This is a genomic window from Bacillus sp. JK62 (assembly GCF_053663455.1).
Window position 1 is genome coordinate 24,453 of sequence record NZ_JBSJQA010000010.1, and the last position, 12,624, is coordinate 37,076.

Below are 12,624 nucleotides of genomic sequence, written 5' to 3' on the forward strand. Positions count from 1 at the left end.
AAGGGAGGTAGGCCCCTTGCTAGATGTGAACAATTTTGAGTATATGAACATCGGTCTTGCTTCACCGGATAAAATCCGTTCATGGTCTTTTGGTGAAGTGAAAAAGCCTGAAACGATAAACTATCGTACGTTGAAACCTGAAAAGGACGGCCTGTTCTGCGAACGCATTTTCGGACCGACTAAGGACTGGGAATGTCATTGCGGCAAGTACAAGCGGGTTCGTTATAAAGGCGTAGTTTGTGACCGTTGCGGAGTTGAAGTAACGCGGGCTAAAGTCCGTCGTGAGAGAATGGGGCATATTGAACTGGCTGCCCCGGTTTCTCACATTTGGTATTTCAAAGGTATTCCGAGCCGTATGGGTCTTGTATTGGATATGTCACCGCGTGCGCTGGAAGAAGTTATTTACTTTGCTTCTTACGTCGTAACTGACCCGGCCAATACACCGCTCGAAAAGAAACAGCTTTTATCTGAAAAGGAATACCGTGCGTATCTGGATAAGTACGGAAACAAATTCCAAGCCTCTATGGGTGCGGAAGCCATTAATAAACTTCTGCAGGACATCGACCTTGTCAAAGAAGTTGATATGTTAAAAGAAGAGCTGAAGACTTCTCAAGGACAGCGCCGTACACGTGCGATCAAACGCCTTGAAGTGCTTGAAGCCTTCCGTAATTCAGGAAACAAGCCGTCTTGGATGATCCTCGACGTGCTTCCGGTTATTCCGCCTGAATTAAGACCGATGGTTCAGCTTGACGGCGGACGTTTCGCAACGTCTGACCTGAACGACCTTTACCGTCGTGTCATCAACCGTAATAACCGTTTAAAACGTCTGTTAGACCTCGGCGCGCCAAGCATCATCGTTCAGAACGAAAAACGTATGCTTCAGGAAGCAGTCGACGCTCTGATTGACAACGGACGCCGCGGCCGTCCGGTTACCGGACCGGGTAACCGTCCGCTTAAATCTCTTTCTCATATGCTGAAAGGGAAACAAGGGCGTTTCCGTCAGAACCTTCTCGGTAAACGTGTAGACTACTCAGGCCGTTCCGTTATCGTCGTAGGCCCGCACCTGAAAATGTATCAGTGCGGTTTGCCGAAGGAAATGGCGCTTGAGCTCTTCAAGCCTTTCGTCATGAAAGAGCTTGTTGAAAAAGGCCTTGCTCACAATATCAAGAGCGCAAAACGCAAAATCGAACGCGTGCAGCCTGAAGTATGGGATGTACTTGAATCTGTCATTAAGGAGCATCCGGTCTTACTGAACCGTGCCCCTACTCTTCACAGATTAGGTATCCAGGCTTTCGAACCGACGCTTGTTGAAGGACGCGCCATCCGTCTTCACCCGTTAGTATGTACAGCTTATAACGCTGACTTTGACGGTGACCAAATGGCGGTTCACGTACCTTTATCAGCTGAGGCTCAAGCTGAGGCGCGCATTCTGATGCTTGCAGCCCAAAACATCTTGAACCCTAAAGATGGTAAACCGGTTGTTACGCCGTCTCAGGATATGGTATTAGGAAACTACTACCTGACGCTTGAGCGCGCCGGAGCAGTCGGCGAGGGTATGGTTTTCAAAAATACGGACGAAGCGCTTCTTGCTTATCAAAACGGTTATGTTCACCTTCATACGAGAGTAGCTGTTGCAGCGAACTCCCTTAAGAATGTGACATTTACTGAAGAACAGCGTTCAAAATTGTTAATTACAACTGTCGGTAAGCTCGTCTTCAATGAAATTCTTCCGGAATCATTCCCTTACATGAATGAACCAACGAAGAGCAACATTGAAGAGAAGACACCTGACCGTTTCTTCTTAGATAAAGGTGCTGACGTAAAAGCTGTGATTGCTGAGCAGCCGATCAACGCACCGTTTAAAAAAGGTATTTTGGGTAAAATCATCGCGGAAATCTTTAAACGATTCCATATCACGGAAACGTCTAAAATGCTTGACCGCATGAAAAACCTCGGTTTCAGATATTCAACGAAAGCCGGCATCACAGTAGGGGTTTCTGATATCGTCGTTCTCGATGATAAACAGGAAATCCTTGAAGAAGCACAAAGCAAAGTGGATAATGTTCTGAAACAGTTCAGACGCGGTTTAATCACCGAAGAAGAACGTTATGAAAGAGTCATTTCAATTTGGAGTTCAGCGAAAGATGTTATCCAAGGCAAACTGATGAAATCATTAGACGAAGTCAACCCGATCTACATGATGAGTGATTCAGGAGCCCGTGGTAACGCATCTAACTTTACACAGCTTGCGGGTATGCGCGGTCTGATGGCCAACCCGGCTGGACGAATCATTGAATTGCCGATTAAATCAAGTTTCCGTGAAGGTCTGACAGTATTGGAGTACTTTATCTCCACTCACGGTGCGCGTAAAGGTCTTGCCGATACCGCCCTGAAAACAGCTGACTCAGGTTACCTTACACGCCGTCTTGTTGATGTTGCGCAGGATGTTATCATTCGTGAAACAGATTGCGGAACAGACCGCGGTATTCTTGCAAAACCGCTCAAAGAAGGCACGGAAATCATCGAGCGTCTGGAAGAGCGTCTGATCGGACGTTTCGCCAGAAAACAGATCAAACATCCTGAAACGGGTGCTGTGCTCATTAACGAAAATGAATTGATCGATGAAGATAAAGCGCTGGAAATCGTTGAAGCCGGAATCGAAGAAGTGTGGATCCGTTCCGCGTTCACATGTAACACTCCTCATGGTGTATGTAAACGATGCTACGGACGTAACCTTGCAACCGGAACTGATGTTGAAGTCGGCGAAGCAGTAGGTATTATCGCCGCTCAATCTATCGGTGAGCCTGGAACACAGTTAACGATGCGTACGTTCCACACAGGCGGGGTTGCCGGAGACGATATTACACAAGGTCTTCCGCGTATCCAAGAGCTTTTCGAAGCGCGTAATCCTAAAGGTCAAGCGACGATTTCTGAGATTGACGGTACAATTGCCGAAATCAATGAAGTCCGCGACAAACAGCAGGAGATTGTTGTTCAGGGCGCTGTTGAGACCCGTTCATACACGGCACCTTACAACTCACGCCTGAAAGTGGCTGAGGGTGATCAGATTACCCGCGGTCAAGTGCTGACAGAAGGTTCAATCGATCCGAAAGAACTTCTTAAAGTCACTGACCTGACGACGGTTCAGGAATATCTTCTGCATGAGGTTCAGAAGGTTTACCGTATGCAGGGGGTTGAAATCGGCGATAAACACGTAGAAGTAATGGTTCGCCAAATGCTTCGCAAAGTCCGTGTAATCGATGCCGGAGATACTGATGTTCTCCCTGGCACATTGCTTGATATTCACCAATTTACAGAAGCGAACAAAAAAGTGCTGCTTGAAGGCAATCGACCTGCTACAGGCCGTCCTGTCCTTCTCGGTATCACGAAAGCTTCACTCGAGACGGATTCATTCTTGTCTGCCGCATCATTCCAGGAAACAACACGCGTTCTTACAGATGCTGCGATTAAAGGCAAGCGCGATGAACTTCTCGGCCTGAAAGAGAATGTTATCATCGGTAAATTGGTTCCTGCCGGTACCGGTATGATGAATTACAGAAAAGTAAAACCTGTTTCAAACGTTCAGCCTTCGGAAGATATGGTTCCGGCTGAATAACAGAAACTGCTGCAGGAAAGGCTGTTTCGACAGCTTTTCCTCAGTATTACAATTATTCTGGCGGGGGACTGCACTAAAAAATGTCATACGTTGTTGACATCCGTCCCGCAGAGTGATAATATAACCAAGGTGCTCGAAATAAAACCTGTTACTTTGGAGGATATGTTTATGTCTTATGATAAAGTATCACAGGCCAAATCAATTATTATTGGTACGAAGCAAACAGTGAAAGCTCTAAAACGAGGTTCAGTGAAGGAAGTCGTCGTGGCAAAAGACGCGGATTCAGTTCTTACGGCTGGCGTTATCCAGCTTGCAAAGAACCAAAATACCGCTGTCTGTATGGTGGATTCCATGAAAAAGCTCGGCAAAGCCTGCGGAATTGAAGTGGGAGCAGCAGCTGTTGCCATTATGTTATAGCGTACTTTTTGTTTTTATATAAGATATCAGTCTTGTGTAAAGACATTGTTTTTTGCCTAATGATGAACCACCTGGGTATGTGGGTTATAAAACGTAATGAAGGGAGGAACACAACATGCCTACAATTAATCAGCTAATTCGCAAGGGACGCGTGAGCAAAGTTGAAAACTCTAAGTCACCTGCACTAAACAAAGGATACAACAGCTTTAAAAAAGAGCACACTAACGTATCTTCTCCACAAAAACGCGGGGTATGTACTCGTGTGGGTACAATGACACCGAAAAAACCGAACTCAGCACTTCGTAAATATGCTCGTGTTCGTTTGACTAACGGAATCGAGGTTACTGCCTACATTCCTGGTATCGGTCACAACCTGCAAGAGCACAGCGTTGTACTGATCCGCGGCGGACGTGTAAAAGACTTACCGGGGGTACGCTACCACATCGTTCGTGGCGCGCTTGATACTGCCGGAGTTGAAAACCGTGCGCAAGGCCGTTCTAAATACGGTACAAAACGTCCTAAAGCAAAGTAATAATAATAAATCATTAAAACTATGAAGGGAGGATATTCAGATGCCACGTAAAGGTCCTGTAGCAAAAAGAGATGTTTTACCTGATCCGCTTTACAACTCTAAGCTGGTATCCCGCCTGATCAACAAAATGATGATCGACGGTAAAAAAGGTAAATCTCAAACAATCCTATACAAGTCATTCGATATCATTAAAGAACGCACTGGCAATGATGCAATGGAGGTTTTCGAACAAGCATTGAAAAACATCATGCCTGTACTTGAAGTAAAAGCACGCCGTGTAGGTGGAGCTAACTACCAAGTGCCTGTAGAAGTTCGTCCTGAACGCCGTACAACTCTTGGTCTTCGCTGGTTGGTTAACTATGCGCGTCTTCGCGGAGAAAAAACAATGGAAGAGCGCCTGGCTAACGAAATTCTTGATGCAGCTAACAACACTGGTGCTGCCGTTAAGAAACGTGAAGACACTCACAAGATGGCAGAAGCGAACAAAGCATTTGCTCACTACCGCTGGTAGGATTCATATAATCAAAATAATAATTCCCTAATAAGGAAGGAGAAATTACCCAATGGCAAGAGAGTTCTCCTTAGAAAAAACTCGTAATATCGGGATCATGGCTCACATCGATGCCGGTAAAACGACTACTACAGAACGGATCTTGTTCTACACAGGCCGTATCCACAAAATTGGCGAAACTCACGAAGGTGCTTCGCAAATGGACTGGATGGAGCAGGAACAAGAACGCGGTATCACAATCACTTCTGCAGCAACGACTGCACAGTGGAAAGGTTACCGTGTAAACATCATCGATACACCGGGACACGTAGACTTCACAGTTGAAGTTGAACGTTCACTCCGTGTACTTGATGGTGCGGTTGCCGTACTTGATGCTCAATCAGGTGTTGAGCCTCAGACAGAAACAGTATGGCGCCAAGCAACAACTTACGGAGTACCGCGTGTTGTATTTGTCAACAAAATGGACAAAATCGGCGCAGACTTCCTTTACTCTGTAGGCACTTTAAGAGACCGTCTTCAAGCTAACGCTCACGCAATTCAATTGCCGATCGGCGCTGAAGACAACTTCGAAGGTATCATCGACTTAGTAGAAAACGTTGCGTATTTCTACGAAGATGACCTTGGAACTCGTTCAGATGCGAAAGAAATCCCTGAAGAGTACAAAGAGCAAGCTGAAGAGCTTCGCAGCAGCCTGATTGAAGCTGTAGCTGAGCTTGATGAAGAGCTTATGGAAAAGTACCTTGAAGGTGAAGAAATCACTATCCCTGAACTGAAAGCTGCTATCCGTAAAGGTACACTGAATGTTGAATTCTACCCTGTACTTGTTGGATCTGCTTTCAAAAACAAAGGTGTTCAGCTTGTACTTGATGCTGTTCTTGACTACCTTCCTGCGCCAACTGATGTTGCTGCAATCAAAGGTGTACGTCCTGACACAGATGAAGAGATCGTTCGTCATTCTTCTGATGAAGAGCCGTTCTCTGCACTTGCATTTAAAGTTATGACTGACCCTTATGTCGGTAAGCTGACATTCTTCCGCGTATATTCCGGTACACTTGATTCCGGTTCATATGTAAAGAACTCTACAAAAGGCAAGCGTGAGCGCGTAGGACGTATCCTTCAAATGCACGCTAACAGCCGTGAAGAGATCTCTACTGTTTACGCTGGAGACATCGCAGCTGCTGTAGGTCTAAAAGATACTTCTACTGGAGATACTCTATGTGATGAAAAGGATCTTGTAATCCTTGAATCAATGGAATTCCCAGAGCCTGTTATCGACGTAGCGATTGAGCCTAAATCAAAAGCTGACCAAGATAAAATGGGTATCGCTTTAGCGAAACTTGCTGAAGAAGATCCTACATTCCGTACACAAACAAACCCTGAAACGGGTCAAACAATCATCTCTGGTATGGGTGAGCTTCACCTTGATATCATTGTTGATCGTATGAAGCGTGAGTTCAAAGTTGAAGCTAACGTTGGTGCTCCTCAAGTTGCGTACCGTGAGACATTCCGTACCGGTGCAAAAGTTGAAGGTAAATTCGTACGTCAATCAGGCGGACGCGGTCAGTTCGGTCACGTTTGGATCGAATTTGAACCGAACGAAGAAGGCGCTGGCTTTGAATTCGAAAACGCAATCGTCGGTGGTGTTGTTCCTCGTGAATACATCCCAGCCGTACAAGCAGGTCTTGAAGACTCTCTTGAAAATGGTGTCCTAGCCGGATTCCCGCTAATCGACATCAAGGCGAAACTTTTTGATGGATCTTACCATGATGTTGACTCAAACGAAATGGCGTTTAAAGTCGCTGCTTCTATGGCATTGAAAAATGCAGTCAGCAAATGTAACCCAGTTCTTCTTGAACCAATCATGAAAGTTGAAGTTGTTATTCCTGAAGAATACATGGGAGACATCATGGGTGATGTTACTTCTCGTCGCGGACGCGTAGAAGGTATGGAAGCTCGCGGTAACGCTCAAGTTGTGCGTGCGATGGTACCTCTTGCTGAAATGTTCGGTTACGCTACTGCCCTTCGTTCTAACACGCAAGGACGCGGTACGTTCACAATGTTCATGGATCACTACGAAGAAGTGCCGAAGAGCATCGCTGAAGAAATTATCAAAAAAAATAAAGGCGAATAATTGATTTTGCCACTTAACTCAAGTATAACTACTATTGTAAGATGAGGAAGTGAGAGCTTGCTTTCACTTTCTATCACTCTATACATTACTAATTAAAAGCTCTTAAGGAGGATTTTAGAATGGCTAAAGAAAAATTCGACCGTTCCAAATCACATGCCAATATCGGTACAATTGGACACGTTGACCATGGTAAAACAACATTAACTGCTGCTATCTCAACAGTACTTCATAAGAAATCTGGTAAAGGTACAGCTATGGCGTACGATCAAATTGATGGTGCTCCAGAAGAACGTGAGCGCGGTATCACAATCTCTACTGCACACGTTGAGTACGAAACTGACACTCGTCACTATGCACACGTTGACTGCCCAGGACACGCTGACTATGTTAAAAACATGATCACTGGTGCTGCGCAAATGGACGGAGCTATCCTTGTAGTATCTGCTGCTGATGGCCCAATGCCGCAAACTCGTGAGCACATCCTTCTTTCTAAAAACGTTGGTGTACCATACATTGTAGTATTCCTTAACAAATGCGACATGGTAGACGACGAAGAGCTTCTTGAGCTTGTTGAAATGGAAGTTCGCGATCTTCTTAGCGAATACGACTTCCCTGGTGATGATGTACCAGTTGTTAAAGGTTCTGCTCTTAAAGCTCTTGAAGGCGATGCTGAGTACGAAGAAAAAATTCTTGAACTTATGGCTGCAGTTGATGAGTACATCCCAACTCCAGAACGCGACACTGAAAAACCATTCATGATGCCAGTTGAGGACGTATTCTCAATCACTGGTCGTGGTACAGTTGCTACTGGCCGTGTAGAACGCGGACAAGTTAAAGTCGGTGACGAAGTTGAAATCATCGGTCTTCAAGAAGAAAACAGCAAAACAACTGTTACAGGTGTTGAAATGTTCCGTAAGCTTCTTGACTACGCTGAAGCTGGAGACAACATCGGTGCACTTCTTCGCGGTGTAGCTCGTGAAGACATCCAACGTGGACAAGTACTTGCTAAACCAGGTACAATCACTCCACACAGCAAATTCAAAGCTGAAGTTTACGTTCTTTCTAAAGAAGAGGGTGGACGTCATACTCCATTCTTCTCTAACTACCGTCCTCAGTTCTACTTCCGTACAACTGACGTAACTGGTATCATCAATCTTCCAGAAGGCGTAGAAATGGTTATGCCTGGAGATAACACTGAAATGATCGTTGAACTTATCTCTACAATCGCTATCGAAGAAGGAACTCGTTTCTCTATTCGTGAAGGCGGACGTACAGTTGGTTCAGGCGTTGTTTCTACAATCACTGAGTAATCGACTCGTTCATTAATGCGGGGTCCCTTATGGGGCCTCGTTTTTTTGTTTCCCCGCTGATTCCATGTATAATAGAACGTATACAAATTTTAGGAGAAGACCGATGGACGATAACTTCAAGAAAACCAATCGTATTTCAATGCTTCAGCAATTGCTGATTAATGGCAGTGAACAAACCATTATGATTAATGGTGATGACAGGAGTAATCCGCTGCTTTTGTTTTTGCACGGCGGTCCCGGAACGCCTCAAATCGGCTATGCGAGAAAATACCAGAATGAGCTGGAAAAGCATTTCACCGTTGTGAACTGGGATCAGAGAGGGGCGGGTCTCTCTTATTCAAAGGAAATTCCGGGTTCATCTATGACTTTGGATCAGCTGACAGCTGACACCATTCATCTGACCGAACGCTTATGCAAGCAACTCAGCAGGCAAAAAATATATATCGCTGGCTATTCGTGGGGCTCAGTTCTGGCGCTTCATGTTCTTCAAGAGAAACCTGATTTGTATTATGCGTATATCGGTATCAGTCAGGTGGTTAATATTCAAAAGGAAGAAACGGAAGCCTACCGGCTGATGATGGAATGGAGCAGGCAACACAAACATATCCTGCTGGGCAAGACGCTGAGTTTTATCGGAGCACCTCCATGGGAGAAACAGCTGCAGCGAACGTTGTTTCTGCTTTGTATCGAGATGAGGGGAGGAGGCTTTACCCATCATCCGATCGGCGCTCTTAAAGCAGGGGGGCGAATGCTGTTTGGTGAACCGTACGGTGTGAGGGGGAGCTTCTTAGCCGCGCGGGGACAAATGTTCAGCCTGAAACACCTATGGGAGGATCTCATTTCCTTTGATGCAGGGGAATCAGTTTCTTCTATTGTAATACCGTGCTGTTTTATGTCAGGGAGATACGATTTGACGGTTCCGGGGACGACGTCTTATGAATATTATCAGAAGGTTGATGCGCCGTATAAAGAATGGCATTGGTTTGAGAACTCAGCTCATTCGCCTCACTTGGAGGAACCCGATCGCTTTGCCGAAGTTGTCAGCCGGTTCGCATCGTTCCATCTCTGAAAGAAAACAGTCATATCCTTGATTAATCATGGTATCACCTGTATAATAATCAAAGTGTGAAAACCACAAGGTTCTTTAAATAAACCTTGCAACATGCGTCTATTTTCTGTATAATAGTGTATGTTGGTCTTTGACTGCGATGAAGTGAGAGGTTGCTGACACACCCGGCCGCTTTGCCATGGCAAGGTGATCAGGTTTTTCTCACGGAGAACTGTCTAACGTGATGTAGGCGAAAAGGAGGGAAAATAATGGCAAAACAAAAAATTCGTATTCGTTTAAAAGCATATGATCATAGAATCCTTGATCAATCTGCAGAGAAGATTGTTGAAACGGCAAAACGTTCTGGTGCCAGCGTATCTGGTCCGATTCCGTTGCCAACTGAAAAATCAGTTTACACAATCCTTCGTGCGGTGCACAAATACAAAGATTCTCGTGAGCAATTTGAAATGCGTACACATAAACGTTTAATCGACATTGTGAACCCAACACCACAAACTGTTGATGCTCTCATGCGATTAGACTTACCATCTGGTGTCGATATCGAAATCAAACTTTAATTCTAAAATATAGAATGATCTTAATAGGAGGTGTGACGAATGACCAAAGGAATCTTAGGAAGAAAAATTGGTATGACGCAAGTATTCGCAGAGAACGGTGATCTTATCCCGGTAACTGTTATTGAAGCAGCTCCAAACGTTGTTCTTCAAAAGAAAACAGCTGAAAATGATGGCTATGAAGCGATCCAGCTTGGTTTTGACGATAAGCGCGAAAAGCTTTCAAACAAACCGGAAAAAGGACACGTTGCAAAAGCGGAAACTGCTCCTAAGCGCTTCGTTAAAGAATTACGCGGCGTGGATATGGATGCGTATGAAATTGGTCAGGAAGTCAAGGTTGAAATTTTCTCTGCAGGAGAAATCGTAGATGTAACAGGAGTATCTAAAGGTAAAGGTTTCCAAGGTGCAATCAAGCGCCACGGACAATCTCGCGGACCTATGTCTCACGGTTCACGCTACCACCGTCGTCCTGGTTCAATGGGACCTGTAGATCCTAACCGTGTATTCAAAGGTAAACTATTACCTGGACGCATGGGCGGAGATCAAATCACTGTCCAAAACCTTGAAGTCGTAAAAGTAGATGCTGAGCGCAATCTTCTTTTGATTAAAGGTAACGTACCTGGTGCGAGAAAAGCTTTAATCACTGTTAAAAGTGCTGTTAAATCTAAATAAGTCTCTTAGGAAAGGAGGAAATTGATCATGCCAAAAGTAGCATTATACAACCAAAACGGTTCTACTGCTGGTGATATCGAATTAAACGCTTCTGTATTTGGAATTGAGCCAAATGAGAGCGTAGTATTCGACGCTATTCTTATGCAAAGAGCTTCCTTACGTCAAGGATCTCACAAAGTAAAAAATCGTTCTGAAGTACGCGGCGGAGGTCGCAAACCATGGCGTCAAAAAGGTACAGGTCGTGCCCGTCAAGGTTCAATCCGTTCACCGCAATGGCGCGGAGGTGGTGTCGTATTCGGCCCAACACCACGCAGCTATTCTTACAAATTACCTAAAAAAGTTCGCCGCTTGGCAATCAAATCAGTATTGTCTTCTAAAGTGAACGACAACAACATTATTGTTCTTGAAGATCTTACTCTTGATACGGTTAAAACAAAAGAAATGGCAGCTGTCCTTAAAGGATTATCTGTTGAGAAAAAAGCTTTAATCGTAACTGCGGATGCAAACGAAGCAGTATCTCTTTCTGCACGCAACATCCCTGGAGTTACAGTTGTTCAAGCTAACGGAATCAACGTGTTAGACGTTGTCAACCACGAGAAGCTTCTGATTACAAAAGCTGCGGTTGAAAAAGTAGAGGAGGTGCTTGCATAATGAAAGATCCTCGTGATGTTCTTAAGCGCCCCGTCATTACTGAACGTTCTGCTGATTTAATGACTGAAAAAAAATATACTTTTGAAGTTGATGTAAGAGCTAATAAAACAGAAGTGAAAGATGCAGTTGAAAGTATCTTTGGAGTGAAAGTTGACAAAGTCAACATCATGAACTACAAAGGGAAATCAAAACGTGTCGGCCGCTACACTGGTATGACTAGCCGTCGCAGAAAAGCGATCGTAAAACTTACTGCAGACAGCAAAGAAATCGAAATTTTTGAAGCTTAATTATCTGTAAAAAGAAGGAGGGAAATTCAAAATGGCGATTAAAAAGTATAAACCGACCTCTAACGGACGTCGTGGCATGACAACTTCAGATTTTGCTGAAATCACGACTGACCAGCCGGAAAAATCCTTGCTTGCGCCCCTTCACAAAAAAGGCGGACGTAACAACCAAGGTAAATTGACTGTACGTCACCAAGGTGGCGGACACAAACGCCAATACCGTGTTATCGACTTCAAACGCGATAAAGATGGTATACCTGGACGCGTTGCTACAGTTGAGTACGATCCAAACCGTTCAGCTAACATTGCACTAATCAACTATGTAGACGGAGAAAAACGTTACATTCTTGCACCAAAAGGAATTCAAGTAGGTACTGAAATCATGTCCGGCCCTGAAGCTGACATCAAAGTAGGTAACGCACTTCCGCTTATCAACATCCCTGTTGGTACAGTTGTGCATAACATTGAATTAAAACCTGGTAAAGGCGGACAGCTTGTACGTTCAGCTGGTACATCTGCTCAGGTTCTTGGTAAAGAAGGCAAATACGTTCTTGTACGTCTTAACTCTGGTGAAGTTCGCATGATCCTTTCTGCTTGCCGCGCTTCTATCGGTCAAGTAGGTAACGAGCAGCACGAACTTATCAACGTTGGTAAAGCAGGACGCTCTCGCTGGAAAGGCATCCGCCCTACAGTCCGCGGTTCTGTAATGAACCCTAACGATCACCCGCACGGTGGTGGTGAAGGTCGCGCGCCAATCGGACGTAAATCACCAATGTCTCCTTGGGGCAAACCGACTCTTGGATTCAAGACACGTAAGAAAAAGAACAAATCTGATAAATTTATCGTACGTCGTCGTAAAAATAAATAACGGGGTTGT

12 protein-coding genes are annotated in these 12,624 nt (G+C 44.8%); all 12 read left to right on the top strand.

Annotated elements, in window-relative coordinates:
- Window positions 1-16 precede the first annotated feature (16 nt).
- The 12 genes from rpoC (at window position 17) to rplB (ending at window position 12,615) form a co-directional block, all read left to right on the top strand.
- Window positions 17-3,616, top strand: coding sequence for a DNA-directed RNA polymerase subunit beta' (rpoC, locus tag ACWJJ4_RS18910; protein WP_007410398.1), 3,600 nt, complete (start codon window positions 17-19; stop codon window positions 3,614-3,616).
- A 168-nt stretch (window positions 3,617-3,784) separates the two neighbouring features.
- Window positions 3,785-4,033 carry a 50S ribosomal protein L7ae-like protein gene (locus ACWJJ4_RS18915; RefSeq protein WP_003156443.1) on the top strand — a complete coding sequence of 83 codons (249 nt, stop codon included), beginning with the start codon at window positions 3,785-3,787 and terminating at the stop codon, window positions 4,031-4,033.
- A gap of 115 nt (window positions 4,034-4,148) precedes the next feature.
- Window positions 4,149-4,565: a 30S ribosomal protein S12 gene (rpsL, locus tag ACWJJ4_RS18920; protein WP_003156445.1), complete on the top strand. Its 417-nt coding sequence runs from the start codon at window positions 4,149-4,151 to the stop codon at window positions 4,563-4,565.
- Window positions 4,566-4,605: 40 nt separating this feature from the next.
- The gene (rpsG, locus tag ACWJJ4_RS18925) at window positions 4,606-5,076 is read left to right on the top strand and encodes a 30S ribosomal protein S7 (protein ID WP_003156447.1); all 471 of its coding nucleotides are present in this window, start codon (window positions 4,606-4,608) and stop codon (window positions 5,074-5,076) included.
- A gap of 52 nt (window positions 5,077-5,128) precedes the next feature.
- The gene (gene fusA, locus ACWJJ4_RS18930) at window positions 5,129-7,207 is read left to right on the top strand and encodes an elongation factor G (RefSeq protein ID WP_007410399.1); all 2,079 of its coding nucleotides are present in this window, start codon (window positions 5,129-5,131) and stop codon (window positions 7,205-7,207) included.
- A gap of 119 nt (window positions 7,208-7,326) precedes the next feature.
- Window positions 7,327-8,517 carry an elongation factor Tu gene (tuf, locus tag ACWJJ4_RS18935; protein ID WP_003156451.1) on the top strand — a complete coding sequence of 397 codons (1,191 nt, stop codon included), beginning with the start codon at window positions 7,327-7,329 and terminating at the stop codon, window positions 8,515-8,517.
- 103 nt (window positions 8,518-8,620) lie between these two features.
- Window positions 8,621-9,586 (top strand): alpha/beta fold hydrolase, encoded by a 966-nt coding sequence (locus tag ACWJJ4_RS18940; protein ID WP_454021872.1) that lies wholly within the window; start codon window positions 8,621-8,623, stop codon window positions 9,584-9,586.
- A gap of 248 nt (window positions 9,587-9,834) precedes the next feature.
- Entirely contained in the window at window positions 9,835-10,143 is a 309-nt protein-coding gene (gene rpsJ, locus ACWJJ4_RS18945) for a 30S ribosomal protein S10 (RefSeq protein WP_003156464.1), read from the top strand.
- 39 nt (window positions 10,144-10,182) lie between these two features.
- Window positions 10,183-10,812, top strand: a complete 630-nt coding sequence (gene rplC, locus ACWJJ4_RS18950) for a 50S ribosomal protein L3 (RefSeq protein WP_003156465.1) — start codon at window positions 10,183-10,185, stop codon at window positions 10,810-10,812.
- 27 nt (window positions 10,813-10,839) lie between these two features.
- Window positions 10,840-11,463: a 50S ribosomal protein L4 gene (rplD, locus tag ACWJJ4_RS18955; RefSeq protein WP_003156466.1), complete on the top strand. Its 624-nt coding sequence runs from the start codon at window positions 10,840-10,842 to the stop codon at window positions 11,461-11,463.
- Window positions 11,463-11,750: a 50S ribosomal protein L23 gene (rplW, locus tag ACWJJ4_RS18960; protein WP_003156467.1), complete on the top strand. Its 288-nt coding sequence runs from the start codon at window positions 11,463-11,465 to the stop codon at window positions 11,748-11,750. The genes rplD and rplW overlap by 1 nt, the downstream gene beginning before the upstream one ends.
- Window positions 11,751-11,781: 31 nt before the next feature.
- Window positions 11,782-12,615, top strand: coding sequence for a 50S ribosomal protein L2 (rplB, locus tag ACWJJ4_RS18965; RefSeq protein WP_003156470.1), 834 nt, complete (start codon window positions 11,782-11,784; stop codon window positions 12,613-12,615).
- Window positions 12,616-12,624: the final 9 nt, after the last annotated feature.